At 52.7% G+C, this 26,473-nt stretch carries 9 protein-coding genes and 1 pseudogene; 8 read left to right on the top strand and 2 right to left on the bottom strand.

Annotated features, from left to right (window positions below):
- Positions 1-128: 128 nt before the first annotated feature.
- Positions 129-763 (top strand): annotated as a pseudogene (locus AACQ83_RS18685) (IS630 family transposase); the annotation flags it as partial.
- Between the two features lie 329 nt (positions 764-1,092).
- On the opposite strand, the gene AACQ83_RS18680 reads toward AACQ83_RS18685, so the two are convergent.
- Positions 1,093-1,368 (bottom strand): hypothetical protein, encoded by a 276-nt coding sequence (locus AACQ83_RS18680; RefSeq protein WP_112879116.1) that lies wholly within the window; start codon positions 1,366-1,368, stop codon positions 1,093-1,095.
- Positions 1,369-1,711: 343 nt separating this feature from the next.
- Here AACQ83_RS18680 and AACQ83_RS18675 point away from each other — a divergent pair, with 343 nt between their 5' ends.
- The 7 genes from AACQ83_RS18675 (at position 1,712) to AACQ83_RS18645 (ending at position 15,902) form a co-directional block, all read left to right on the top strand.
- A complete protein-coding gene (locus AACQ83_RS18675) occupies positions 1,712-3,853 on the top strand; it encodes a peptidase domain-containing ABC transporter (protein ID WP_112879115.1) in 2,142 nt (713 codons plus the stop codon).
- Complete coding sequence (locus AACQ83_RS18670) at positions 3,832-5,220, top strand: HlyD family type I secretion periplasmic adaptor subunit (RefSeq protein WP_112879114.1); 1,389 nt, start codon at positions 3,832-3,834, stop codon at positions 5,218-5,220. Before AACQ83_RS18675 ends, AACQ83_RS18670 begins: the two co-directional genes overlap by 22 nt.
- Positions 5,220-7,379, top strand: a complete 2,160-nt coding sequence (locus AACQ83_RS18665) for a type I secretion system permease/ATPase (RefSeq protein ID WP_112879113.1) — start codon at positions 5,220-5,222, stop codon at positions 7,377-7,379. The genes AACQ83_RS18670 and AACQ83_RS18665 overlap by 1 nt, the downstream gene beginning before the upstream one ends.
- Positions 7,380-7,474: 95 nt before the next feature.
- On the top strand, positions 7,475-14,626 hold the full coding sequence (locus tag AACQ83_RS18660) for a TcdA/TcdB pore-forming domain-containing protein (RefSeq protein ID WP_112879112.1): 7,152 nt from the start codon (positions 7,475-7,477) through the stop codon (positions 14,624-14,626).
- A 258-nt stretch (positions 14,627-14,884) separates the two neighbouring features.
- The gene (locus AACQ83_RS18655; protein ID WP_112879111.1) at positions 14,885-15,205 is read left to right on the top strand and encodes a type II toxin-antitoxin system RelE/ParE family toxin; all 321 of its coding nucleotides are present in this window, start codon (positions 14,885-14,887) and stop codon (positions 15,203-15,205) included.
- Positions 15,195-15,479 (top strand): helix-turn-helix domain-containing protein, encoded by a 285-nt coding sequence (locus AACQ83_RS18650; protein ID WP_112879110.1) that lies wholly within the window; start codon positions 15,195-15,197, stop codon positions 15,477-15,479. Before AACQ83_RS18655 ends, AACQ83_RS18650 begins: the two co-directional genes overlap by 11 nt.
- A gap of 252 nt (positions 15,480-15,731) precedes the next feature.
- Positions 15,732-15,902, top strand: a complete 171-nt coding sequence (locus tag AACQ83_RS18645; protein ID WP_158537798.1) for a hypothetical protein — start codon at positions 15,732-15,734, stop codon at positions 15,900-15,902.
- A gap of 279 nt (positions 15,903-16,181) precedes the next feature.
- Here AACQ83_RS18645 and AACQ83_RS18640 read toward each other — a convergent pair whose 3' ends face one another.
- Entirely contained in the window at positions 16,182-26,102 is a 9,921-nt protein-coding gene (locus AACQ83_RS18640) for a non-ribosomal peptide synthetase (protein WP_112879109.1), read from the bottom strand.
- Positions 26,103-26,473: the final 371 nt, after the last annotated feature.

Genomic DNA, 26,473 nt, shown 5'->3' with positions numbered 1-26,473 from the left:
CTTCATCTCCTTTGTTACCGCCGGAAATGCAAGACTCGCTAAGTAGTGGTCTGGTTTATCTTCTACGACGGGACTTTCACCCGCAAGAAACAGGACAGCTTTGCCCAGCGCACTGTCCATTTCATTAACCGACCGGCGTGCCACACAAGTTCAACGCGGAGCAGCAACGGGCCTTTATGGAAACCTATGGGAAACTGAAACAGGAAGCCGGAGACCATGAGCCCATCCTGTTCATTGATGGCGTTCATCCCACGCAGGGGACAAAACTCGCTGATGGCTGGATACGCAAAGGCCAGAAAACCGCAGTGAAAACAACGGGAAGCCGTACCCGTCTGAACCTGATGGGGCCCTTAATCTGGCCGATATCAGTAAAACAGTGGTACGCGAATATGACCGTATCGACAGTTATCACATCGCCGAGTTCTTCATTGCCCTGCGTGAAACCTATCCGGTCAGTCAGAAGGTTCATATTATCCTTGACGGAGCCGGTTACCACCGGAGTAAACTGGTGAAAGACTGGGCTTATGTGATGAATATCGACCTTCATTACTTACCGCCCTACAGCCCGAATCTGAACCCGATAGAAAGGTTGTGGAAGGTGATGAATGAACAGGTCAGAAATAACCATTATTTCGCCTCGACAACCTTGTTCAGGCAGGCAATACATCGCTTTTTTACGGAAATATTACCGGAACTTTCCGGGAACCTGTCGTGCCGTATTAATGACAACTTCCAGGTTCTGAATCCTGCATCTTCAAGTTAAGCGGGTATATAGACATTATATTTGTCAATATTAACAATGGAAAATATATGGCTATTTATAAACTTTACATTGATTATTCTTAATAATTCATGAGAATAATAATGAAACATATTTATATATATAGCAAAGAAAATTCATAAAAAAATAAAACCAGATTAGATTAAATTTCATATGTGACCGGGGTGAGTGAGTGCAGCCAACAAAGAGGCAACTTGAAAGATGACGGGTATATATACCGGATTGTCATATCAACGTTAAATCATTAATATATTAGTACTATACCACCTCCCCTTCACAACTGATTGCCAGCGCCCTATTCAAAACCTGAGCTAAAGCCGTTTTATTCTCATTATCCTCCAATAAACTAACGGAATAGCGATTAACTTAAACAAAGTATCAGATATTACCTGTGCCCAACCTAGCGATGGATCGATATGTAAAAACGCTGGCTTTTCATCCGGCACAAAAGAAATAGCGGGAGAAGATTCTGATACAAAGTCACTGGAGGTAAATGTCTGGAGAATGCTCTTTACATTCTGAGTTGGTGGTAAAGGGCCATTCACGATCTCAATGAATTTGTTAAAAATTTGAAAAATATCATTCATGACAATTATATCCCATATTTTTCTCCTAACTTCTTGCTCTCCAAAAAAATAAAAACGGATATATCTGACATCAATTCAATATATTCATAAACTGAATGCCATGCCCCGATTAATAACAACAAATTAGCAACGTCCAATTAACATTTTTAGGATAATATTGATTAATTGACCACAATTTTTATTAGCTTTAGCTTGCGCCCACTTATCGAAATGACATATATTCAAATTAAAGCCTATGCTCTTAATACAGATTATTATTAATTGACTCTGCAATACATCATCTTGCGGAAAGGCTTTTCTATGTTAACAACGTGAGAACGGAATCACGTAAGGGAAAATCACAATGAATAGGGAAAATATATCCGCCGATGCAGATACATTGTCATCTGCTCTTAACTGTTGCCGATTATTGTTGCAATTAGCTAAAAGTGAGGCTCAGGAACCACAGCCTCTGCTCCCCCATAACAAACTGAAACCTGCGATAAAAGAGTACGGCAAGGCACATGATGTTGATCTGGCATTATGCCGTTTAAAATTCCCCAAACTGACTCCCAAGCTGCTACCCCTAGCCTTTCGCGACAAACAGGGGGGATTTATTGTATTAGCGCGCCTTTCCACTGATCAGGCCCTAATCCAATCTCCTTATGCCGTTTCACCCGAAATACTCTCCATCAACGAGCTAGAAGCCAGATGGAGCGGGGAGGTGATCCGGTTAGGGGAAGCTTCCCTCAGATTCGATGTCTCTTGGTTTATACCCGCGTTTATCCACCATCGCCACCTCCTCGGCGAGGTACTGCTTTTTTCCCTGATGCTTCAGCTACTTGCCCTAATCACCCCTCTGTTTTTCCAAGTGGTGATGGACAAAGTGTTGGTGCACAAGGCGTTGTCGACCCTAGACGTATTGGTGATAGTGCTGGCAGTGGTTGGGCTGTTCGAGGTGGTGCTCCGGGGGCTACGCGAATACCTCTTTGCCCACACCGCCAACCGCATCGATATCACCCTAGGGATCAAGCTGTTCCGGCACCTACTCGGCCTGCCCCTGCTTTACTTCAAACACCGTCAGGTAGGCGCTATCATCACCCGGGTGCAGGAGCTTGATAGCATTCGTGACTTCCTGACCGGCTCCATGCTAACCCTGTGCGTGGACCTAGCCTCCGCCTTTGTCTTTTTCGGGGTAATGGTCTGGCTGTCGCCGTCCCTAACCTGTATGGTACTGGCGGTATTGCCCCTCTATTTTCTGCTAGCTTGGCTAAGCGCCAAACCACTGCAACAGCGCATCGAACAACAGTTCCAAACGGCTGCCCTCAATACCTCATTCCTGAACGAATCCGTCAGCGGCGCTGAAACCATCAAGAGCCTGGCGGTAGAACCCAGGATGCAACGGCGCTGGGAATCCCAAACCGCGAGCATGGTCGAAGCCGGTTTCCGCACTCAGACCCTCAACAGCTTCATCAGCCACGGGGTTATGCTACTACAGAAGACGACCGGCGTCGGGATCATCTGGCTGGGTGCCAACATGGTGATCTCTCTGGAGCTCACCATAGGCCAACTGATCGCTTTCAACATGATGGTGTCCCACGTCAACCAACCCATCGCCAAACTAATCGACCTGTGGCAACAGTTTGTCCAAACCCGGGTCGCCGTCGACAAGCTCGGTGACATACTCAACCTGCCCGTCGAGCAGGAGCAGGGAAACATCCATCCTCAGCAACCACTCTCCGGCGATCTGCAAATACGCAACCTGGTGTTCCGCTACCAGCCCCATCAAGCCCCAGTGTTGCAGGGGGTTACCCTGCATATCAGGTCCGGCGAGAACCTGGGCATAGTCGGTCCCTCCGGTTCGGGTAAGAGTACGCTGGCCCGCTTATTACAGAAGCTCTACGTTCCGGACGAGGGGGAGATCTTGATCGACGGCACCCCCCTACACCAACTGGACCCCGGCTACCTGCGTAGCCAGATTGGGGTGGTACTACAGGAGAACTACCTGTTCAACCGTAGCGTGCGCCACAACATAGCATTTAAGGACCCCTCCGCCTCGCTGGAGAAAGTGATGGCCGTCGCCAAGCTGGCAGGCGCGCATGACTTTATCCTGCAATTACCGCTGGGCTATGACACGGTACTGGCCGAGGCCGGCAGTTCCCTATCGGGAGGACAGCGCCAGCGCATTGCCATCGCCCGCGCACTGATGGCTAACCCCAAGATTTTAATCTTCGACGAGGCGACCAGTGCCCTCGATGACGAATCCCAAGCGCTGATCCAGGCCAACATGGCCGAGATCGCGCTAGGGCGCACCGTCATCATCATTGCCCACCGCCTGTCCACGGTGCGTCACTGCGATCGCATTATCACTTTGGAGCAGGGTCTTATCACCGAATCAGGCAACCATCACCAACTACTGGTCAAGGGCGGCCGCTACGCCAAGCTGTGGCAGATGCAACAGGAATTACGAAAGGAGACGGAGCCATGTCATTCAAGAAACACCTAAAAACCGTCCTCCGGGCTTGGCAGCGGGAGCGTAACGCTCCCAAAGCGACGAAGCGCACCCGCGACGAGTACGAGTTTCAGCCCGGCTACCTGGAGATCGTTGAACGACCTCCCGCGCCTTGGGCAAGGTGCACGGCAATGGCGCTGACCCTGTTTCTGTTGGTGGTTCTACTCTGGTCCATCATCGGTCACCTAGACATCCATGCCAACGCAACAGGCAGGCTGCTGGTGTCCAGCCACTCTAAGGTGATCCAATCCCTTGAAGCCGGCGAGATTGTGGCGATTCACGTGCGTGACGGACAAAAAGTGAAGACTGGGGATGTGCTGATCAAACTCAACCCCATAGGAGTCGAGGCCGAGCTAAAGGAGCTACAGGAGAAACTTAACTTCAAGCGGCTGGAGATGGCTAGACTACAGGCCCTGCTAACCGATACCCCCATTGAGCATTTCGCCGTACAGGAAAGTATGCCACAGGCACAGGTCAAGCTAGCCAGAGAGCACCTGGTCAGTATCTGGAAAGAGGTTGTCGCCAATCTAGAAAGCCTGGACAGCGAGATGAACGTCAACCAAGCGAGCCAAAGTGCACGTAGCGCCGATATCACCGCGCTAGAAAAGCTGATGACCAATATCAAAGTGCGCCTTGAAGCCCGTCGTACCTTGGCCGCCAGCAAGCTATTGCCCAAAGTCGAGCTACTGGAGCAAGAGAAGGAGAAGCTGGAAATCGAACGCACCCTTTCTCAACAGCATGCCGAGCTGACCGTCCTCAAGGAGCAATATCAGGTACTGAAAGAGAGCCGGGACCGCTACCTGGCCAAGACCCGCCGGGAATATTACGACCAGATAAACGAAACTCAGACCGCTATCGCGGTCATGACACAACAGTTGATAAAGGCCGGCGAGAGGCGGCGGCTGCAAAGCCTGCGGGCACCTGTCGACGGCGTAGTGCAACAGCTAGCGATCCACACCTTGGGAGGTGTAGTGCAATCGGCCCAGCAACTAATGGTGATCGTGCCCGATGATACCTCTCTGGAAGCCGAAGTGATGGTGTTGAACAAAGATGTGGGGTTCGTGCACGCCGGTCAGCCGGTGGAAATTAAGGTCGACTCCTTTCCCTATACCCGCTATGGAACTATACGGGGTAAGGTCGCCCACGTCTCCAAGGATGCTGTCAAGGATGAGCAGCTAGGCCTGGTATTCCCCGCACAGATCCAGATGGAACGCTCCTCTATCGCAGTGGACCAGCATGAGGTACCGCTACAGGCAGGCATGAGTGTCACCGCGGAAATCCGCACCGGTGATCGGCGGGTGATCGACTACCTACTCAGCCCACTACAACAGTACCAGTCCGAAGCATTGAGGGAACGATAATGTCAACCATCGAATCTATTCTGTCGGAACCGATCATCGCCGACGCGTCCAAGGCGGTAGCGGATGGCGGCCTCCTGGCCCTGACCCATGCCGCCCGCCATTTCAACTTGGCGGTGGAACCGGAACAACTAAGCCACCGTCTCGGACGCCCCCAAGGGGTCTCAGATAGCCAGGACTTATGCCGCTGCGCCCAGTGGATCGGCTTGAAGGCACGCTACATCTCCACAGATATGAGCCGTCTTGATACCCTGCCCCTTCCTATCCTGCTGGATACGGAACAGGGCTGGCAGGTGCTAGAGAGAGTCGAAGGCGAATTCATTACCTTGTATCAGCCAAGCGCGGGTAAGATATGTCGCTATCCCCGAACCCTCTTCGCTAGCCATTGGCAAGGCAGCGCCGTGCTGCTGGCGGAGGCGACCGAACCGCCGAAACGGCAGCGGTTTGGCTTCGGCTGGTTCGTGCCTTCCATCCGCAAACATGTCAGCCAGTTTAGGAACGTAATCCTAGTGTCTCTGATGCTACAGGTGATCGCCCTGGTGACCCCCATACTGTTCGAGAACGTGATCGATCGGGTGCTGGTCAGCCGCAGCCTATCGAGCCTGCAGGTGCTAGGAATCGCCATGTTGGCTCTGGCTTTGTTCGAGCCCGTCTATGGTTTCCTTCGTTCCTGGCTATTCACCAACCTGGCCAGCAAGGTCAACTCCGAGCTCTCCGGCCGCCTCTATCAGCACCTAATGGCCTTGCCTATGAGCTATTTCCAACAGCGTCAGACCGGTGAGATCATCGCCCGGGTGCGCGAGATGAACCAGATCCGCCAATTTCTCACCGGTTCAGCGCTAACTATGGTGCTGGATTTGGCCTTCGTCGGCCTGTTTATCGCCGTGATGTTCTCCTACGCCACCGAGCTAACTTGGCTGGTGCTCGGTTCTCTCGTGCTCTACTTCCTGTTCTGGCTAAGTGTCGGGCCTGTACTGCGTGCCCGGGTATTGCGAGAGTACGAGCTAGGGGCCAACAACACCGCCTTCCTTACCGAGTCAATCACCGGCATTGAAACCATCAAAACCAACGCCACTGAATCCGGCTTCCTACACCGCTGGGAGCGGCAGCTATCTGCCTTCGTCCGCGCCTCATTCCACGCCAAAGTGGTGGGGATCTTGGCTGGTCAGGGAATCGACCTCATCCAGAAGCTAACCTCCGCCCTACTATTGCTGTGGGGCGTTACTCTAGTCATGGAGGGCAAACTCAGCCCAGGGGAGCTGGTCGCTTTCAACATGCTCTCGGAACACGTGACCCAGCCGATTCTGCGTCTGGCCCAAGTCTGTCAGGATTTCCAGCATACCCTGATCTCGATGCGCAGGATTGGCGACATTCTTGATGAGGAGGGGGAAAGTGGCAATGGCGGCCTAGCCTCCGTACCCAAGCTACAGGGAGGGGTGAGTTTCAGAGGCGTGCGTTTTCGTTACAACGAGGATGGTCGGGAGGTGTTACGCAACCTCAATATCGAGATTCATCCCGGCGAATTCATCGGTATCACAGGGCCGTCCGGCTCGGGCAAATCCACCTTGGCTCGGCTGTTGCAGCGCCTCTATGTACCTCAGCACGGCCAGGTGTTGGTGGATGGGATAGATTTGGCAATCGCGGATCCGGTGGCACTGCGCCGCAACATGAGCGTCGTGCTGCAAGAAAGCGTGCTGTTTGCTGGCAGCATCGCCGAGAACATTCGTTTATGTCGGCCCCAGGCCAGCGATGCGGAAATGTATGAAGCAGCGACTTTGGCCGGTGCCGATGGTTTTATCAAGGCGCTGGACCGAGGCTATGAGACCCAAGTCGGCGAGCGTGGCGGCCAACTCTCCGGGGGGCAACGCCAACGCATCGCCCTAGCCCGAGCACTACTGACCAATCCGGGAATATTGCTACTGGATGAAGCCACTAGCGCCCTGGACTACGAGTCGGAAGCGGCAGTAATGACCAACCTACAACGCATTGCACAAGGCCGCACAGTGATAAGCGTCGCCCATCGCCTTAATACCCTGCGCCATGCCCATCGAATTCTGGTGATCGACCAAGGTCAAGTGATCGAACAGGGCAGCCATGAGCAACTGCTCGCCTTGAACGGGCTTTATGCCCGACTGTGGACCTTGCAGATGAAGGATTCTTAGATCACAGGCGGCCAACCGTGTCCGCCATAACCAGCCATTCTTAAAGCGTTGTAATCCGTAAATATCAAAGTAGGATTTTCCTAAGGAGAACCATTATGCCCAATAACAGCTATCAATCGCTGCTCGCGTCTGCGCAAGCGACCTTTAGAGAGATGAGGAGCAAACCGAAAATCCAAATGCTGGTCCAAGAGATCAAGCAGGGGTTCCGTGAAAATGGTCACAAATGGACCCTTAAGCTGATCCAGCAGCAGAGAATGCTGGAACAGACGCTGGAGAAAAACGCTTATTGGCACTACAGTAATGACAGACCGGTCGGCATCAGTAGCCTCGACAAAAACGAGCAACAGGCATTTGTCAGTTATATCAAAACACTGACAACACGCATCACGACAGTCGACATCTTAGTACAAGGCAATGAGAAAACAGCGCTATCTTCGCAAACGGATGACACCCTAGGCAATGCCGAAGCTTTCCGGATGCTGCCCAAGGATTTTGCGCAACGTTATGGCGCCCGCGGCAAGCTTGGTGCGCGACTGACCATCAACGTTAGCAAGGCGCATTTCAACTTGCTTGCCCGGGCGTTGCCCCAGTTGTTCAATGATGACAATCGCGGCTGGCTGGAACAGGCCAAGATCATGGGGCCGAAAAATCTGGGCAGCCGTACCGACCAAGCCGTGATCTACCTTTCCAGAGCCGGGGTCGAGCATGCTCAAACCATCAGCGCAAAGCTTAGCGAACTGTTACCGGCAACAGCCTTTGTCGAACACACCCCGACTGGTATGTATCGCGTGGGCAAAGGCATTTCCTACTCTGAAACAGCCGAGGGTGGATCGAGCAGTCACGGTCAGTCCCGAGCACAACTGATTGCCGCAGCGGGTACACAGTCCTTACTTACCGATATTCCAATCGAGAAAGCCCTGACGTATACCTTGCAGACGCGCGGGTACGATGTACACATTCCAGCGTTGCTCTCACAAACACTACGGGATAGCGAGCTCAAGGGGAAGCTGGTGCCCATGAGTGGCGGTTCCGAGCCTCGTCAGAGCAGCGCCGACATCCATCAGTTCACCGCCGATCCTGTGTTGTTCGCCAAATCCAACACCATCAGTGCCGAGACATTAATCAGGTCGGGGAGTCTCCCGGCGGAAGGGAACGCCCAGCTAGTGAAAATCCGATCAGGCTTGTACGAGCTCGAATACACCGATCGAAGCGCTAATGATGATGTAGCAACAAGCGTTAACAGCATACCAGCGTATTTTCTCAACTACGACAGCGCCGACCAGGCCAATGCATCACCAGCCTACGTAGACATTCCTAAGCATGAGATCGCGGAGAGCTTTCTATTTACCGGAACGCTATCGGGCAGTTCGGTGGTGGTGACCAGCCTCGATGCCAACACCTACCGGGTCTACCACGACGGCCGAGTCAACAGTTCGCTGCTATACGATAACGTGGTGATGGCAGTGGACTACAAAGATTACCGGGTAGCTGCCACCACCAAAAGCCTCGCTGTGGCGTACATGCAGTATGTCAATGGTGAATGGCAATTGGTGTTCCAGCGCCAGGAGTATCAGCAAGACGGCCAGATGAGCTGGACAAAGCGGCGCGGCGGTGAAGAACCGCTCTCGATCCAGATCGCGGACAGCCAAGTGGTTAAACGCAACCAAGCTCAATTCGCCACTTACCGTGAGCAAGTTCACCAACGACTAAAGAAAGTCGCTGCCCAGTTCGGGGTGTCAGTCGAAGGGATCACCGATGGTGTATACACAGAGGGTGAATTTTCTCCTGATCATCCAGCAATTGCCGAGTGGACTCAGTTACATGCCGAGGTTGACAACAGGATCAACGCGGATATCAAGCAGCTAGTAGACAAACGAAGCAAACTCTATGAGGAGCAACACAATACCTCTCAGCACGCCCTGATTGACCAACAGATAAAGCAGATAGATATCACTCTGGAGTTCTACAAAGCGCAATACGATACGATCCTGCGTGAAGCGAGCTTCGTCGAACAAAGCTGGTTATGGCAGCAGATCAAGTCCAAGAACGGCGTGGCCGCTGTGGTACGGATTGACGATATGTCCATCCAGAACGGTGGGCAGGAGAACATCAACAACGTGGGCGAGCGTTATGCGATCGCCGAGGCTTACCAGCATAGTGTGCAAGATGCCGCGTTTGCTGATGGTCTGCGCAACTTCCGCGATATCAGTATCCCGGAGGTGTACGACAGAATGTCAGCCCTGGAGATGAAGCGCCTGTTTCTCAAAGGTCAGCTTACCCCCGAGCAACTGGGTGCCTTGAGCGCTCGCATTACCGAAACTAGCCAGGCTGAATACATCAATAAGGTATTGAAGTGGACTGCTGTGTACAGCGAGGACTTTCATCGCGCCGGTAGCAGCTTCGACCGTCTGATGCCGCAAGACTTCTATCTGTCGCTGACTGGCGATAAGTCCGGCGGCCGTTGCTACCCCTTGGTCAGGGCGATGGCTGTAGCGCTGGCTAGCAGCGGCGAAGCGGGTATCAACAGTCTGGTGGAAAAACTTTTTCTGGCCGCCGCCGATCCCCAAGCGGGCAGTTCCACGCTACTGAAAAACAGTCTACTCAGGCTACACTCCAATATTGAGGCCACGCAAGCGTCAACAGCGCGGGGGCAGGTCAGATTGTCCGAGATGGTTTCCTTACTGAGAAAAGCAACCGGGACCTCGACATTTGCGCTCAATACCCCGAATCATTCAATGATGGTGGGGAGTACGGTCGGAGCCAAAGGGCGTCGTTACTATTTCTATGACCCGAATGTCGGGATTTTTGCCTTCGACAACGCCGCCAACTTCTCCCAAGCCATGAAGCAACACTTGGTAGAGCACAAACTGGCCGTTCACTACGGTTCGCTTAGCAGCCAGTCGGCCCCTGTCTTCAATCTGGTGGAGATCGATGCCAGCAAAATGGCCAAGGTGCCGGTAGGTAACGGCCTGGATGTGGCCGACTTAACCCGCCCCGGTGAGCTGGCTACGGTCATAGAGCAACGGCGGCAGGTTGAGCAGACACTCAACGCCCAGACACGGATTACCGAGGATACCCAATTGCATACCGCGTTGGTGACCCTCGATGCCGAACAGTGGGGAGCAAGGTTCGTCGAGGCCAATACAAGGCTCGCCCAAGAAAACAATCTTGACCAGCGCTGGATGCCGGTGATTGGCAATACCGAGGATCAAGGTGAAGGCCGCTATCGGGTCCAGTTCATCAATCGCGACCAGCCCGAGGAGACCCGTTGGGTGAGCAGCAGCGATGCCACCTTTATCGAATTCCGCCGCTTTGTCGATGAACATGTGCTCACCCTAGGCCAACATTTCACCCTCGAACACAGCCAGATACAGCCCAAAGGCGGTATCGGCGAAGCAGCTCTAGTTGATGGGCTAAACGCCGGGTTTGCGATACAGACATTGATCCAATGGTTTGCCGACAAGAACCGCAACGATGCGGCACGTGGTATCGCTTCGCCTGATCTGTCCACCGCGCTCAAGGTCCACAGCTATCTCAATCTTGTCCAGATGGCTCACGGTGGCGTACAGGACGTGACTAAGGTCACCGAACTGGTGCGTACGGCGTTGCGCAGCGAAGTGGTGGCCGCCGAAACTTCACTCAAGGACTTTACCTCCATCCTGGGGCACACCGTCAATGAAGGCGCAGGCGTGCTGTTTGGCGGCGCTATGGTCGGCCTGGATGCTTATGAGCTGGCCCACGCTGAGAACGATGTGCAGAAGGCGGTGTTCGGTACCCAGCTTGCGTTCGACTCGGCTAGCTTCGTCACTGGTACAGCCGGAGTGGGAGCTGGTTTGGTCGGTGCCTCAACAGCGGGCGCTGTGCTCGGTTCTGGAGGAGTGATCCTTGGCGGGCTCGCAGTGGGCTTTACGGCACTGGCGCAAGCCTTTGGTGCGGTTGCCGAGGATGCCAAGGCGGTAGGCCGTTACTTCAACACGCTCGACAATGCCTATAAAGGCAATGGATATCGGTATGACAACGAAAAGAAAGTGCTGGTGCCCCTGGCTGGGGCTGTGATCAAAACCCTGGATTTGCGCCAGAATCAGATCGACTTCGACAGCCAGTACATTTACCGTACCCATTCCGGCTCTACCGGTTCGGGAAGAATCAATTATTTCTTCTGGATAGGCGACTTTCCAAAGATGGTCCATGACCGCAACCAAGCGATCGAGGTTCGTAGTGGGATCGGTTACAAGGACGTTTCCCACAGGCTCGACCACAGCGACAGCAACGTGCTGATCCTGCCGGGTACCCCAAAGTCCTTCATCAGTTACGAATACATGCAGCTCCCCGGCGCAACTACGCGTCATGATGCCGGTTTTGATGTGATTCGCAGGCTTGAAGAGGATAAGCGGTTCGACTATGACTTCTACATCTTTCCGGGGGAGGTTACGATCCGTAGGATTCATCAGGAGTATGTGGCGACACCAATCGAAGTGGTGCTCGACCAGCGCAACCGGCAACTGATAGCACCCGAGCTGCCCAAGGAATTGCATGGCTACCTGCACTACGAGATCAAGGGCGCAGGTGGTGAATACCTGATTGGGCTGAACGAAGGCACCAGCGTGAAGCTCATGAACGATGGTGGCAGCGCCCCATCGCGCTGGATTATCGACAGCAGCCAACTCGCCAGTGACAGTATCAGTGTGTTGAAGAACCGACTGATAGTTGGTGGAGTGGTGGTCGAACTCGATTCAGACCAGAAAGGGCAGGTGCTGGTGGTCAACCGCAAGGGCGAGGTGCGAAAAGTCGACTTCTCCGACCTGACAACTCAGGTAATAAGCGAAGATGCAAGCAAGTGGCAGGTGCCGGGCCATAGCATTGAGCAGCACCTGAGTGATCTAGCCAAGGCGCATAAGTTACACGGGCAGTATGTGGTGGTGGAGAACTACAACCACAACGGGCGTGATGTTGGTCGGGCGTTCTACGACATAACCAACGAGCGGATGCTGTTCACCGACACCACCCACGAACAGGCCGGGCATGCCCAACTGGGAGCAGTGATGGACAACCATGCTTATTTCTACGACGCCAACAATGCGGCGGCGTGGCGGGTAGACATCGCCACTGGACAGATCGACGCACAATTTGAGCCTTGGTTCAACCAGAATGCGGGCCAGATTAGTCGGCTATGGCAAGAGAGGGATGCGGTCTATCTGGCGCGCCGTTATCAGCTAAAGGGAAGAGAAGCTGAACTGAGTTATCGGATCTTTGGTGACCGAATGGAGTTGGTCAGCGCGGTGGGTGATGATGCGCTACTCCAGCTTTCGGCACGTACCGGCCAGCATAGTGATGAGCTCAAGACTATACTCCAGAGCTACGAGCACAATAGCATTCAACGTGAGACTCCGACGTATACGTTGGGCGCACGGCTGATCCAGCCGACCAGTGCGGTGCTGGTCACAATGTTCAGCGTGGATGCGGCTGGCGTGGCACACCGCTACTGGATACGCACCAGCGACGGGACGCTGATCAAGCCGAATCTGGCACCCCCGGCGGATCAGACCTTGCACTTTGAAGCACACGAACAGGCCCGCAGCGCCTGGCCGATCCCGGCCGATCTGGTGTTGGCAGGCAGCATTCCCCACCCTGCGGGCACAGAAGTGTTCTTCTTTTACAGCAAGGAACAGAAAGCTCTGTTCCGTCAGGAAGGTCCCGGCCAGACTGTTCTCGATGCCAACCATCCCAGTGCATTGCGCATCAACACGCCAGCGTTGGCTAATCTGGTCAACCTGAACGGTAACCTGCTCGCCATCACCGAAGACGGTCGTGTGGCCCGGCTTGATGCACTGGGTCAGCTTAATTACGAAGCGGTCAACGAGCATTGGCTCAAGGGGCGTACTCACTGGTGGCAGGATCTGGACAACGTCACCGACGGCAAAGCCACTCTAGCGGTGTTCGGGATCAAGGGCTCCGACGATAAAAACCTACTGCCGGTGTGGTACCACAACGGTCAGGTGGTGGTGGCTTCGGCGGCACTGTCAGGCAAATCGTTGCAATTTCTGGGATTCGAACCAGATGGTACCTCCGCGCGTCTCTTCGAGACCGAAAGCGGCAAACTATATCGTCAACCAGCCATGACCGCGAATACATTAGCCACGGCTTTTGGTAGCACCGGCCAGATGCTTAGCGCCTCGACGCAACTTCCCGCTGCCAGTGAGTTGACGCCAGAATTACATCTCAAGGCGGCGCAACAGGTCGATACCGGCATGCGCCTGATCACGGTCAAGGGCGAGATCTTGCTGCGAACCAACAACGGCGAGTTGCAGCTAGTTGGCGTTGACAAAGGCTGGCAACAAAACAACTTGGCCCAACTACCACAGGCGCTCACCAAACTCGCCAACCAGTGGCAAGCCAAAGGGGTTCTGACTTTACAGGACAATCAGGCGCCAGGCTGGTTCGATATCGGCAGCAGTCAGATGTTTTCGGGGAATGGAATCCCTGTCTCGAACAATCTGCGCCTTGTGGGGATCGCCGCAGGCGAAAAGGCGGCATATGTGTACAGCCCGACGGCCCAAACACTGTATCAGATCAAGGACGGCGGTGCGCAAATGCTCAACAAGTTTACGGGCGTGGAACGTGTCGGTTCGTCCCTTCTGCTTCAAGGCGGAGGAGTTGGCGGCAGCAAAGATGATCTGACGCCACCAATCATTGCCGGTGTCGACAGTCTGGTGCTGCATGGCGGAGCCGATAGCGATACCTACCGCCTCAGCAAGGCGATGTGGTCCCATTACCGTACAGTGGTCATCGACAACAATGACTCGGGACTGGCTCCAGACCGCCTGATCCTGCCGTTGGCTGATCCGAAGAGCATTCTGGTGAGCCGCCGGGATGACGACTTGATGTTAACCGATTCCAGTAACGAAACAGCTCTGGTGGTGCGTCAGGTATTTGGCAGTCAGGCTATGGCCCATCGGCATCTACAAATCGAGCTGGAAGGCTCCTCGTCGGTGATCAACGTGGACCACCTGATCGAGGGCTTTACCCAACGGAGTTACACCAAGGAAGGTCTGATGGAACTGTCTTGGGCCAGCCAACAACCCGTCATCACAGCCCATGCCGTTGCCACTGCCCCAGACATAGAGGGGTCGAGCCTGGCGAAGTTGAGCGGAGCTATGGCTTCGTTCCCTGATACCGGCGGTGCCCGCGAGCACCTGCCGCAAAACCGTCAAGCCATGCAGACAGTGCTGGTGCCATCGCTGCTTTAAGGTAGCACGAGAAATAACAGAAGGGGCGAAATGCCCTTTGTAATTCGCCGCGTGTGTCTTTCCGTCTGTCGATTCTGGCCGCGTATAAGCAATGCCATTGAGATAACGCAAATCAGGATAATTATAAGACCTTGTTTTGTCTCTTAATTGTTCCAAAACTGATTGTGTTGGCGCTGATTGATGTCGTTCACTGATGAGTTAAATTAACCCTTGATTTAAATATACCTATAGGTTAATTTTGTTGTCAAAGGAGTCTGTATGTTTGAACTGATATTTCATGAAGAAGCTGACAACGAGATCCAATCACTAGATGAGGTTATGCGAGGTAAAACGTCACTGGCGTTTGATAAGCTTGAAGCAAAGGGGAATATGTTGCGGTACCCGGCAACGGAACCGTTGCGTGATGGATTATTTCAGCTTAGAGTTGGCAATAAAGACATTACACGAACAATCTTTGCTTATGCCACTGGCCGACGAATTTACATACTCCGCACGTTTATCAAAAAAACACCGAAAACACCGGCATCTGAAATTAAGCTTGCATTACAAAGATTAGAGGAGATGAAAAATGAAAGCTAAAGGCATTCCGTGGTCAGAAGTCAGGGCGCGGGCTCTTGCTTCTCCTGAAGCCCAAGCCGCTTATGAAGCAGCTAAACAGGAAGAGGAACTTTACGAACTAATCCAAAGTATGAAACAGAAAGCGGGTATTAATAGTTCACAGTTAGCCGAGAGACTAGGGATCACACCACCCGCCGTTGCTAAAGTTGAAAAAAACCCGATGAAAGCCAGTATTGCGACACTTGAGCGCTATGCGGCTGCGTGTGGCGTCAACCTCAAAATTAGTATCGCTTAACTCTATATCCGCCTCTTGGATATTAATTAAAAAGACCGGACATCATTCAAATTAGTATAGCTTAAGGCTATGCCCATCTCGGAACTCCAAGGGGCGGCGTTGCCGCCAGAAAAAGACAACCCCACTGAGGCAGTGGCCCCTGCTGACGAATGTAGGAGAGGAAATCGGTCCTGATGAAGTGGCGCAATGGTATTACTGGCGTGGCGCTGACAGAGAGGAAATGATGAAGAAAATATCAGGGCCAGGCGATTATTGTGTTGTTTATCGGGACGTCAACACAAACGGAGGCGACGAGAAAGCGCACCAGCCATTCTGGCGGGCTTATCACTGCTGCTCAACACGTTACAGTTGTTGTCGGAATACTCGGTAGAGGAATTAACCCGGCTAGCCGCCAGTGTGTTGGGTCAGTTCGGCGATATGTAGATACCTATGTCGCATTGAGTGAGGGTTTAGGGCGGATTTTGCTAAATAACTCATATTGGAATTATCATTTCCTTTATTTTAAGATAAAAATAATCCGGTATAAACAATATATACCCAATGGATTTCAAGATGCATCGCGACGGCAAGGGAGAGAATCCCCGGGAGCATAGCAAACTATGTGACCGGGGTGAGCGAGTGCAGCCAACAAAGAGGCAACTTGAAAGATAACGGGTATATACCGGATTATCATATCAAGATTACATTATTAATATATTAGTACTATACCGTCTCCTTATCACAATTGATTGCCAACGCCATATTCAAAGCCTGAGCTAAAACAGTTTTATTCTCATTATTTTCCAATAAACTAAAATGATCACCCGGAATAGCAATGAGTTTAAGTGAAGTATCAGCTATTATCTGCGCCCAACCTAACGACGGATCGATATTTAAAGACTCTGGTTCTTCATCCGTCACAAAAGAAATAGACGAGTAAGATTCCGTCGCATAAAATTGATGCAACGTTACCGCTATTACTTGTGGCTTATAATCTCTGACTATTTGCTCATAATGCTCTATCTGTTCCCAACGTTTAGCTATTAAGTCAGCACTCAAATTAACGGGATATAACGCCAGCTCCTGAGCCGCTGCAATAAACTGTACCAAATTCAACTCATCGATTCGCTGGTATAATGCCGCAATCTCTTCTTTACACGCCTCCCCTGACTGCCGGGCCAGTTCAATAAAGAAATGATGTTTGGGGGGCATGGCCTCTTTCTCAAAATAATGAGGCGCAGGCGTATCAATCAAGCCCAGGAAATTAACCCGCTCGCCAGCACTCAAAAGCTGTTGGGCAATGGCATAAGCCAATATTCCACCAGAAGAGTAACCCCCTATCCGATATGGGCCTACCGGTTGAACGATTTTCATCAGGGTGATCATTCTGGCAGCTTGCTCTTCCATCGTTGACATCAGTTCTTCACTGATGGAAGGCCAAGGCAGCGCATAAATCGGGTAGCCCGACGAAATATGCTCAGCCAGCCCGAAAGCATAGGAGTAGTCACCCATGCCACTGGGAACAAAGAACAGCGGCAACCCTGTTCCATCAGGTCGTACCGATATAGCGCTGTTTTGCGGTTGAGACAGTAAATCCGAGGTGATTTTTGCGGCCAGTTCAGCCAGCACCGGGAATTGGAACAAGATATTCAATGTGCAAACCATCCCTCGACCAGCGGCAATATTCGTCATTCGCATAGCGAGCAGTGAATGGCCTCCCAATGCGAAGAAATTGTCATGGCGGCTGACCTGCTCAATACCCAATAACTCACACCAAATCGCCGCCAGAGCTGCCTCAGTTTCCCCTTGCGGCGCTTCATAGACCTGACGGGAAAAATCTTCCTCCCGCGGTGCCGGTAATGCCCGGCGATCTAGCTTGGCGTTCGGGGTTTGCGGGAAGGTATCCAGACGCACAAAAGCTGACGGCACCATATAATCCGGCAAAATAGCACTCAGATGCGCACGCAAACTGGCTGTCAGACCTTCGTTCGCTTCCGCTACCACATAGGCGACCAAATGCTTGTCCCGGCCATCCTCCCACACCAACACCGCCGCCTCTTGCACCGCCGGGTGTTCCAACAATCGGATTTCAATCTCCCCCAGTTCAATCCGGAAGCCCCGAATTTTAACCTGCTCGTCGTTACGACCCAAGAATTCCAGATTGCCGTCTGGCAAGTAACGGGCCAAATCCCCGGTGCGATACATCCGCGCACCAGCTACCGGACTAAAGGGATCAGCTATAAAACGTTCCGCGCTCAATTCCGGCTGGTTAAGATAGCCCCGTGCAACCCCAACGCCACCAATATACATTTCCCCAACGCAGCCTAATGGGACAGGTTGACCGTCTCTGTCCAATAGGTAGACGCAGGTATTTTTAAGCGGCTGGCCGATAGAACTATCATCAGCCGGGGATAATATCTCCTTACAGGTCGCCGTCACGGTATTTTCCGTCGGGCCATAAGCGTTCAACAGTCGAGGTCGGTGGGTTTCCCGCGCAAACCAATCCTGAATAGCGCTCTTTTTAACGGCTTCACCACCAATAATGATGAACCTGAGGCAATCCGGTAGTGGGAGTGTATTGTCTCTGGCAATCAGTTCAGACCAAAATAACGCCGGCAGAGACATCACTGTGATACGGTTCTGCCAAGCTAAGGCAATAAATTCCTGCATAGAAGTTAACCAACGCTCATCACGCATCACTAACGTGGCGCCATTACACAATGACAAACAGCATTCCTCTACTGAAACATCAAACGCAAAAGAGGCAAATTGTAATAACCGGTCTTGCGCAGTGACTGCATAAGTCTCATTAAAACCCAGATGACGTTGATACACCGCCTGATGTTCTATCATCACCCCTTTCGGCTGCCCGGTTGAACCGGAAGTGTAAATCACATAGGCCAGATGCTGTGGTGTCAATGTAGTCACCAATGGATTGCTGTCCGGTTGGTTTAGCAGGGTATTCAGCGTAAGTACGGTCAATCCGGTCAGCACTTCTTCGCCAAGCGTCGCCCGGCCAGCTTCATCAACCAGTACCACTGACGGAACCGTATCATCCAGAATATACGCCAGACGTTCTCCCGGATAAGTCGGGTCCAGCGGCACATAAGCCCCACCGGCTTTTAGCACCGCCAACAAAGCCACCACTATCGCCGGTGAACGTGCCATGCAAATCGCCACTCGCTGATCCGGTATGACGCCCAATGCAATCAGTTGATGGGCAAGGCGGTTGGCGCGAGCATTTAATTCGGCATAACTGAGAGTCTGCTCTTCATAGACTAATGCGGTCGCTTCCGGGGTTTTCTTTACCTGCTGCTCAAACAGTTGGTGAATACATAATGGATCAGGATAAGGGGTCTCAGTAGCATTCAAGGTTTCCAGTAGCAGTGTCCGTTCCGTTTCAGGCAGGACGTTCAGCATACGTACCGGCGTCTCCGGGGCCTGTTCAAGCGCTTCCACCAGACTTTCCAGCGCCTGCTGCATATAACCGCATAGTCGCTCTGGCTCAAACGGCTGCACCACCAGAGCGGTCAGCCCTAATGTGAAACCCCCATCCTCCACCGACAGCCCAAATGGATAGTTAGTCCGCTCCTGCCCTTCCAAAAATTCAACGCCTGTGATGATATCATCCGACATGGCCGATAAGGTATTATGTCGATAGTTGAACAGAGCACTAAAGAGCGGCGTACCGCTGGCAATACCACTGCACCGCTGGGCCAGCGCCAGTGAGGCATGCTCATGTTCCAGCAACCCGGCCAGTCGCAGATGCACCGCACGCACGCTCTCCTGTACCGAGGTATCATCGATATCCAGTCGCAACGGCAAGGTATTCATAAACAACCCCATGCCATTGTCTGCTCCATCTCCCGCCTCCATGCGCCCAAACAGGACGGTGCCAAACACCACTTTCTCTTGCCCGCTGGTATGCGATAGTACCTGTGCCCAAGCCAGATGACACAACGCCGCCAGACTGACCCCCAAATGCCGGGCCTGACTACGCAGACGATCATTCAGCTCAGGCGTCAACATCCGGTGAGATTCTCTCATCTGAGAGCCGTCCCGATGCACCTCCGCCAGTCCGAATGGGAATGTTGGCTCATCCACCTCCGCCAACATGTCGGTAAAGAAACGGGTATGTGCTGCCTGATCCCCCTTCAACCGGGTCTGAGCCACCAGATTGCGGAAAGGCACCGGCGCTGGCAAGCGATCCCCCTGCCCGGCAAAATGCGCCAGCATTTCACGATGCATCACTTCCAGCGTTTCATGGTCGCCAATCAAGTGATGCTGCAATTCCAGTAAGAACCAGCGGCCATCGGTTTCCTGAGCGATGATAAAATCTAGTAGCGGTGCCTGACTCAAATTAAGACGATAATGCTCCGGATCAAAACGCTGGGTTAACTGGTCAATGACTGGGCCGTCAGCCGGGTCTAGCGTCAGTTCCGTCACAGGCAACCGAGCCTGACGCCAGACCACCTGCGCCGGAACGGATAATCCTTCCCAGATAAAAGCCGTCCGCAGGATGTCATGGCGATCAATTGCTTGTTGTACCGCCGCCAGATAACGGTCCAATAGAGAACGATTCTCAAAGATCACCGGATAGAGCAACAGATATGGGTCGCCTTTCTGCTCCAACAAGTGATGGAACAAGATACCGTCCTGCAACGGTGACAAGGCATAGATATCCTGAATATTAGCCACGCCACCCGGTACCTGTCTGACGATGCGATCAATATCAGTCTGAGTCAGATCAATCAGCGGCAACATTTCCGGCGTCAGCGCCGTAGTGGCCGAAGTGATGACGTTAGGCGGCACCACTACAGCCTGATGCTGTCCCAATGTTTGGGCCAAGTCTGACAACACCGGAAATTGGAACAGATCTCGCGCCGTCAGTGTCAACCCCAAGTGACGCAAGCGTTCAATCATGCGTACCGCGAGCAATGAATGACCGCCCAACACAAAGAAGCTGTCATGTCGGCTAATCTGCTCGATGCCCAATAATTCACTCCAGATGGCCGCCAAAGCTATCTCAGCTTCCCCTTGCGGCGCCTCATAGACCTGACGGGCAAAATCCTCTTCCCGCGGCGCCGGTAATGCCCGGCGATCTAACTTACCATTCGGGGTCTGCGGGAAGGTATCCAGACGTACAAAGGCAACCGGTACCATATAATCAGGTAAAATCGTACTCAAGTATTCACGTAAATCAGCTGCCAATCTCTCATGCGCTTGCGCTGCCACATAGGCGACCAGCCGTTTGTGCTGCCCGTCATCCAGTGCCAGCACCGCTGCCTCTTGTACCGCTGGGTGTTCCATCAACCGAGTTTCAATCTCCCCCAGTTCAATTCGGAAGCCTCGAATTTTTACCTGTTCGTCGTTACGACCCAGGAATTCCAGCTCACCACCCGGCAAGTAGCGGGCCAAATCGCCAGTGCGATACATCCGCGCACCGGATATCGGACTAAAGGGATCGGCTATAAAACGTTCCGCGCTCAATGCAGGTCGGTTCAGATAGCTCCGCGCCACACCCACGCCGCCAATATACATTTCGCCAACGCAACCGAATGGAACGGGCTGACCGTATTTGCCCAGCAGGTAAATACAGGTATTTTTAACCGGCCGCCCGATAGAATGATCATCTGTCAGGGATAATATCTCCTTACAGGTCGCCGTCACGGTATTTTCCGTCGGGCCATAGGCGTTCAATAGTCGAGGGCGGTGGACTTCCCGCGTAAACCAATCCTGAACGGCGCTCTTTTTCACTGCCTCCCCCCCAATGATGATGAGTCTGAGGCAATCTGGTAACGGTAATCTATTGTCTCTGGCAACCAGTTCGGACCAAAATAACGCCGGCAGAGACATCACTGTGATACGGTTTTGCCCGGCTAAGGCAATAAATTCCTGCATCGAAGTCAGCCAACGCTCATCACGCATCACTAACGTGGCGCCATTACACAATGATAAGCAGCATTCCTCTACCGAAACGTCGAACGCAAAAGAGGCAAATTGTAATAACCGGTCTTGCGCAGTGACGGCATAGGTCTCATTAAAACCCAGATGACGTTGATACAGCGCCTGATGTTCTATCATCACCCCTTTCGGCTGCCCGGTTGAACCGGAGGTATAGATGACATAAGCCAGATGTTGTGGCGTCAGCTCGGCTACCTGTGGGTTACTATCCGGCTGATCTGGCAAAATATGCGAGTCAAGTACCGTCAGCCCGGCCAATGCCAGTTCGCCAAGCGCCGCCCGGCCAGCTTCATCAACCAATACCACTGACGGGGCCGTATCATTCAGGATATACGTCAGACGTTCTCCCGGATAAGTCGGGTCCAGCGGCACATAAGCCCCACCCGCTTTCAGCACCGCCAACAAGGCCACCACTACCGCCGGTGAACGTGCCATGCAAATCGCCACCCGCTGTTCCGGTATGACGCCCAATGCAATTAGTTGGTGGGCAAAGCGGTTGGCGCGAGCATTTAATTCGGCATAACTGAGCGTTTGCCCTTCATAGACTAACGCGGTCGCTTCCGGGGTTTTCTCTACCTGTTGTTCAAACAGTTGGTGAATACATAATGGATCAGGATAAGGGATTTCAGTGGCATTCAAGGTTTCCAGCAACAGTGCCCGCTCCGTTTCAGGCAGGACGTTCAGCACACATACCGGCGTCTCCGGGGCCTGTTCAAGCGCTTCCACCAAACTTTCCAGCGCCTGTTGCATATAACCGCATAGTCTCTCTGGCTCAAACGGCTGTACCACCTGAGCGGTCAGCCCCAACGTGGAACTCCCATCCTCCACCGACAGGCCAAATGGATAGTTAGTCCGTTCCTGTTCGCCCAAGAATTCAATCCCGGCCATCGTCTCATCCAGCGCCGCTGGTGGCTCATTATGGCGATAGTTGAACAGGGCGCTAAAGAGTGGGGTTTCACCCTGTACCCCACTGCACCGCTGGGCCAGCGCCAGTGAAGCATGCTCATGCTCCAGCAATTCAGCCAATCGTAGATGCACCGCCCGTACGCTATCCTCTACCGGGGTCTCGTCAATATCCAGTCGCAACGGCAAGGTATTCATAAACAATCCCATGCCATTGTCTGCCCCTTCCCCCGCCGCCATACGCCCAAACAGGACGGTGCCAAACACCACTTTCTCTTGCCCGCTGGTATGCGACAACACTTGCGCCCAAGCCAAATGACACAACGCCGCCAGACTGACACCCAAACGCCGGGCCTGACTGCGCAGGCGATCATTTAACGTAGCGGTCAGCATCCGGTGGGATTCTGTCATGCGAGATCCGTCACGATGCACCTCCGCCAGCCCGAATGGCAACGTCGGCTCATCCACCGCCGCCAACATGTCGGTAAAGAAACGGGTATGCGCTGCCTGACTCACCCCCAACCGGGACTGAGCCACCAGATTGCGGAAAGGGGCCGGCGCTGGCAGGCGCTCTTCCTGCCCGGCAAAATACGCCTGAACTTCACGGTGCATCAATTCCATCGTTTCATGGTCGCCGATCAAGTGATGCTCCAATTCCAGTAAAAACCAGCGGCCATCAGTTTCCTGAGCAATAACAAAATGCAGTAACGGGGCCTGACTCAGGTCAAGACGATACTGTCCCGGATCAAAACGCCGGGTTAACTGGTCAATGACTGGGCCGTCAGCCGGGTCTAGCGTCAGTTCCGTCACCGGCAACTGTGCCCGGCGCCAAACCACTTGTGCCGGGGCTGATAAACCTTGCCAAATAAAAGCCGTCCGCAAAATGTCATGACGATCAATCGCCTGTTGTACCGCCGCCAGATAACGGTCCAGCAGAGATCGGTTAGCAAAGACCACCGGATAGAGTAACAGATACGGGTCGCCTTCCTGTTCCAACAGGTGGTGGAACAGGATACCGTCCTGCAACGGCGACAACGCATAGATATCCTGAATATTGGTCATCCCGCCCGGTACCAGCTCAACGATGCGATCAATATCAGTCTGAGTCAGATCAATCAGTGGCAACATCTCCGGCGTCAGCGCCGTGGTGGTGGGAGTGATGACGTTAGGCGGTATTATCACGGCCTGATGTTGTCCCAATGCTTGGGCCAGCGCTGACAACACCGGCGACTGAAACAGATCACGCGCAGTTAATGTCAGCCCCTGGTGACGCAGGCGTTCAATCATGCGTACAGCAAGCAATGAATGGCCGCCCAATGCAAAGAAACTGTCATGTCGGCTTATCTGCTCAATGCCCAATAATTCACGCCAGATAGCCGCCAAGGCGATCTCAGCCTGCCCTTGTGGCGCTTCATAAATCTGACGGGCAAAATCTTCCTCTCCTGGTGCCGGTAATGCCCGGCGATCCAATTTGCCGCTCGGGGTCTGCGGGAAGGTATCCAAACACACAAAAGCGACCGGAACCATATAGTCAGGTAAACTCGCACTCAAGTATTCACGTAAATCAGCAGCTAATTTCTCATGCACTTGTGCCGCCACATAGGCGACCAGCCGTTTGTGCTGCCCATCATCCAGTGCCAGCACCGCCGCCTCTTGTACCGCCGGGTGTTCCACCAAACGGGTTTCAATTTCCCCCAACTCAACCCGGAAGCCGCGGATTTTAACCTGCTCATCGTTACGGCCCAGGAATTCCAGCTCACCGTCCGGCAGGAAGCGGGCCAAATCCCCAGAGCGATACATCCGCGCACCAGATACCGAGCTAAAGGGGTCCGGCAGAAAACGTTCCGCGCTCAATGTAGGCCGGTTCAGATAACCCCGTGCCACACCCACACCACCAATGTACATTTCGCCAATGCCACCCAATGGAACCGGTTGCCCCTCTCTGTCCAACAGATAGATGCGGGAATTTTTAACCGGCCGACCGATAGAACGGGCATCTTCCGGGGATAATATCTCCTTATAGGTCACCGTCACGGTATTTTCCGTCGGGCCATAACCATTCAACAACCGGGGCCGGGAGCCTTCCTGCATAAACCAATCCTGAACGGCGTTCTTTTTTACCGCCTCACCACCAATCATGACGAGCCGGAGGCAATCCGGCAGCGGTAACCCGGGATCTCTGGCCGCCAGTTCGGACCAGAATAAAGTCGGCAGAGAAATGATCGTAATACGATGTTGCCGGGTTAAAGCAATAAATTCCCGTACCGAAGCTAGCCAGCTATCATCCCGGATAACCAGTGTGGCCCCGTTACACAATACCGAGAAAAATTCCTCTACTGAAACATCAAACGCAAAAGCGGCAAATTGCAACACCCGATCTTGCGCAGTGACGGTATAAGTATCATTAAAGCCCAGGTAACGCTGATAAATCGCCTGATGTTCTATCATCACCCCTTTCGGCTGCCCGGTTGAACCGGAGGTGTAAATCACATAGGCCAGATGCTGTGGTGTCAATGCAGTCACTAAGGGATTGCTGTCCGGTTGGTCAGGTAGGATATTCGGGTCAAGCACTGTCAACCCGGCTAGCACGACATCACCCAACGCTGCCCGCCCGGTCGCATCAGCCAATACCACTGATGGGGCAGTATCATTTAGGATATACGCCAGACGTTCCGCCGGGTAGGTTGAATCCAGCGGCACATAGGCCCCACCCGCTTTCAGCACCGCCAGCAGCGCCACCACCATCGCCGGGGAGCGTGCCACACAAATCGCTACCCGCTGGTCCGGTACGACACCCAATGCAATCAATTGGTGCGCCAGCCGGTTAGCGCCAGCATTTAATTCGGCATAACTGAGGCGCTGCCCTTGATACTCTAACGCTGTGACCTCTGGGGCTTGCTCTACCTGTTGCTCAAATAACTGATGAATACATAACGGATCAGGATAGGGGGTTTCTGTCGCGTTCCAAGTTTCCAGTAGCAATGTACGTTCAGCCTCTGGCAACAAATTAAGCTGCCCTATAGGCATTTCATCCCCCGTCCTTTTCGATGCTGCCAGCACCTGTAAGTGCTCGCTCATCCGCAAAACGACTTCCGTGCTCAGGCGGTTTTCATCGTAGATCCAACGAAAACCCCCTTGTGCATTTATCTGGAGGGTCAACAATTCGCCGGATACTTTTTGATCACGTGGCCTATCACCCTTTATCAACGAGACAGCGATTCGCCACGGCCGACTTGTTGCCAACGCCGGGATAGCATGCAATGAAGGAGAGCAAGAGAAGAGATCGCAACTAAATGTGCCGTGCTGCGCCAACCGAGACAACTCATCATCAACCCAGCCAGCTACCTCACGCCAAGGCTTATCAAACGCGACCTCAACAGCCATAGGCACCACCGGTGCCAGATTTACCGATTCATCTTTTACCTTATCCACGCTCCAACCGATTTGGAATACGGTCTGCTGAGTCAAACGCGCAAGGTAAATGACAAAAGTCTGCAACAACATTCGCAATGGCTCCTCTTCACCATTTTTTGGCAAAGGGGGCTGCCAAGCGCTCATTGCCCATATGGGTTCTGTTTGTTCTCCGGCGGTTTCGAAAGGTAACTGGAGGGGTTGCAAAGCAGCAAGACGCTCATACCAGAATAATTCACTGGATGTGAGTCTCTGAAGGATATTCTTTGTATTTCGAGTTTGTTGTGAAACGTCATTTGCATCGGTTATATTTTTTGACGTCTGAGTTTTAAACGCACTTCCCACTTTAGCAATATTATTTTTCATCTACTACTACCTCAACGAATCTGTTAGAAATTTGAGAACCGTCATTTCCGACAGTCATCACTAATGTTTCTCTCCTACTTCTTGCCCAAAAATAAAAATGGACACATCTGCTATCCATCCAAGAGACTCAGATATCGGATGCCACAGCCTGATTAATAACGGCCACTTAGCCCATCTTCAATACCAATTATCCTGACAACAGAATGAGACATTCCATTTTTGTTCCTATTTTTCAGATAAGCTCAATTAATTCACTGCAATTTTTGTTGACTGTTCCTAAATTCCATAATTAAAAACTTAACCATTACTTACATTTATTATTCATAATTACCAAATAACCTTTAACTTTATCTGACTGCAATTAATACCTG

The organism is Photorhabdus sp. S10-54, assembly GCF_963878145.1.
GTDB lineage: Bacteria > Pseudomonadota > Gammaproteobacteria > Enterobacterales > Enterobacteriaceae > Photorhabdus > Photorhabdus kayaii.
Note: the sequence above shows the minus strand (reverse complement) of the source record. Positions and strands in the feature narration are given on the sequence as shown.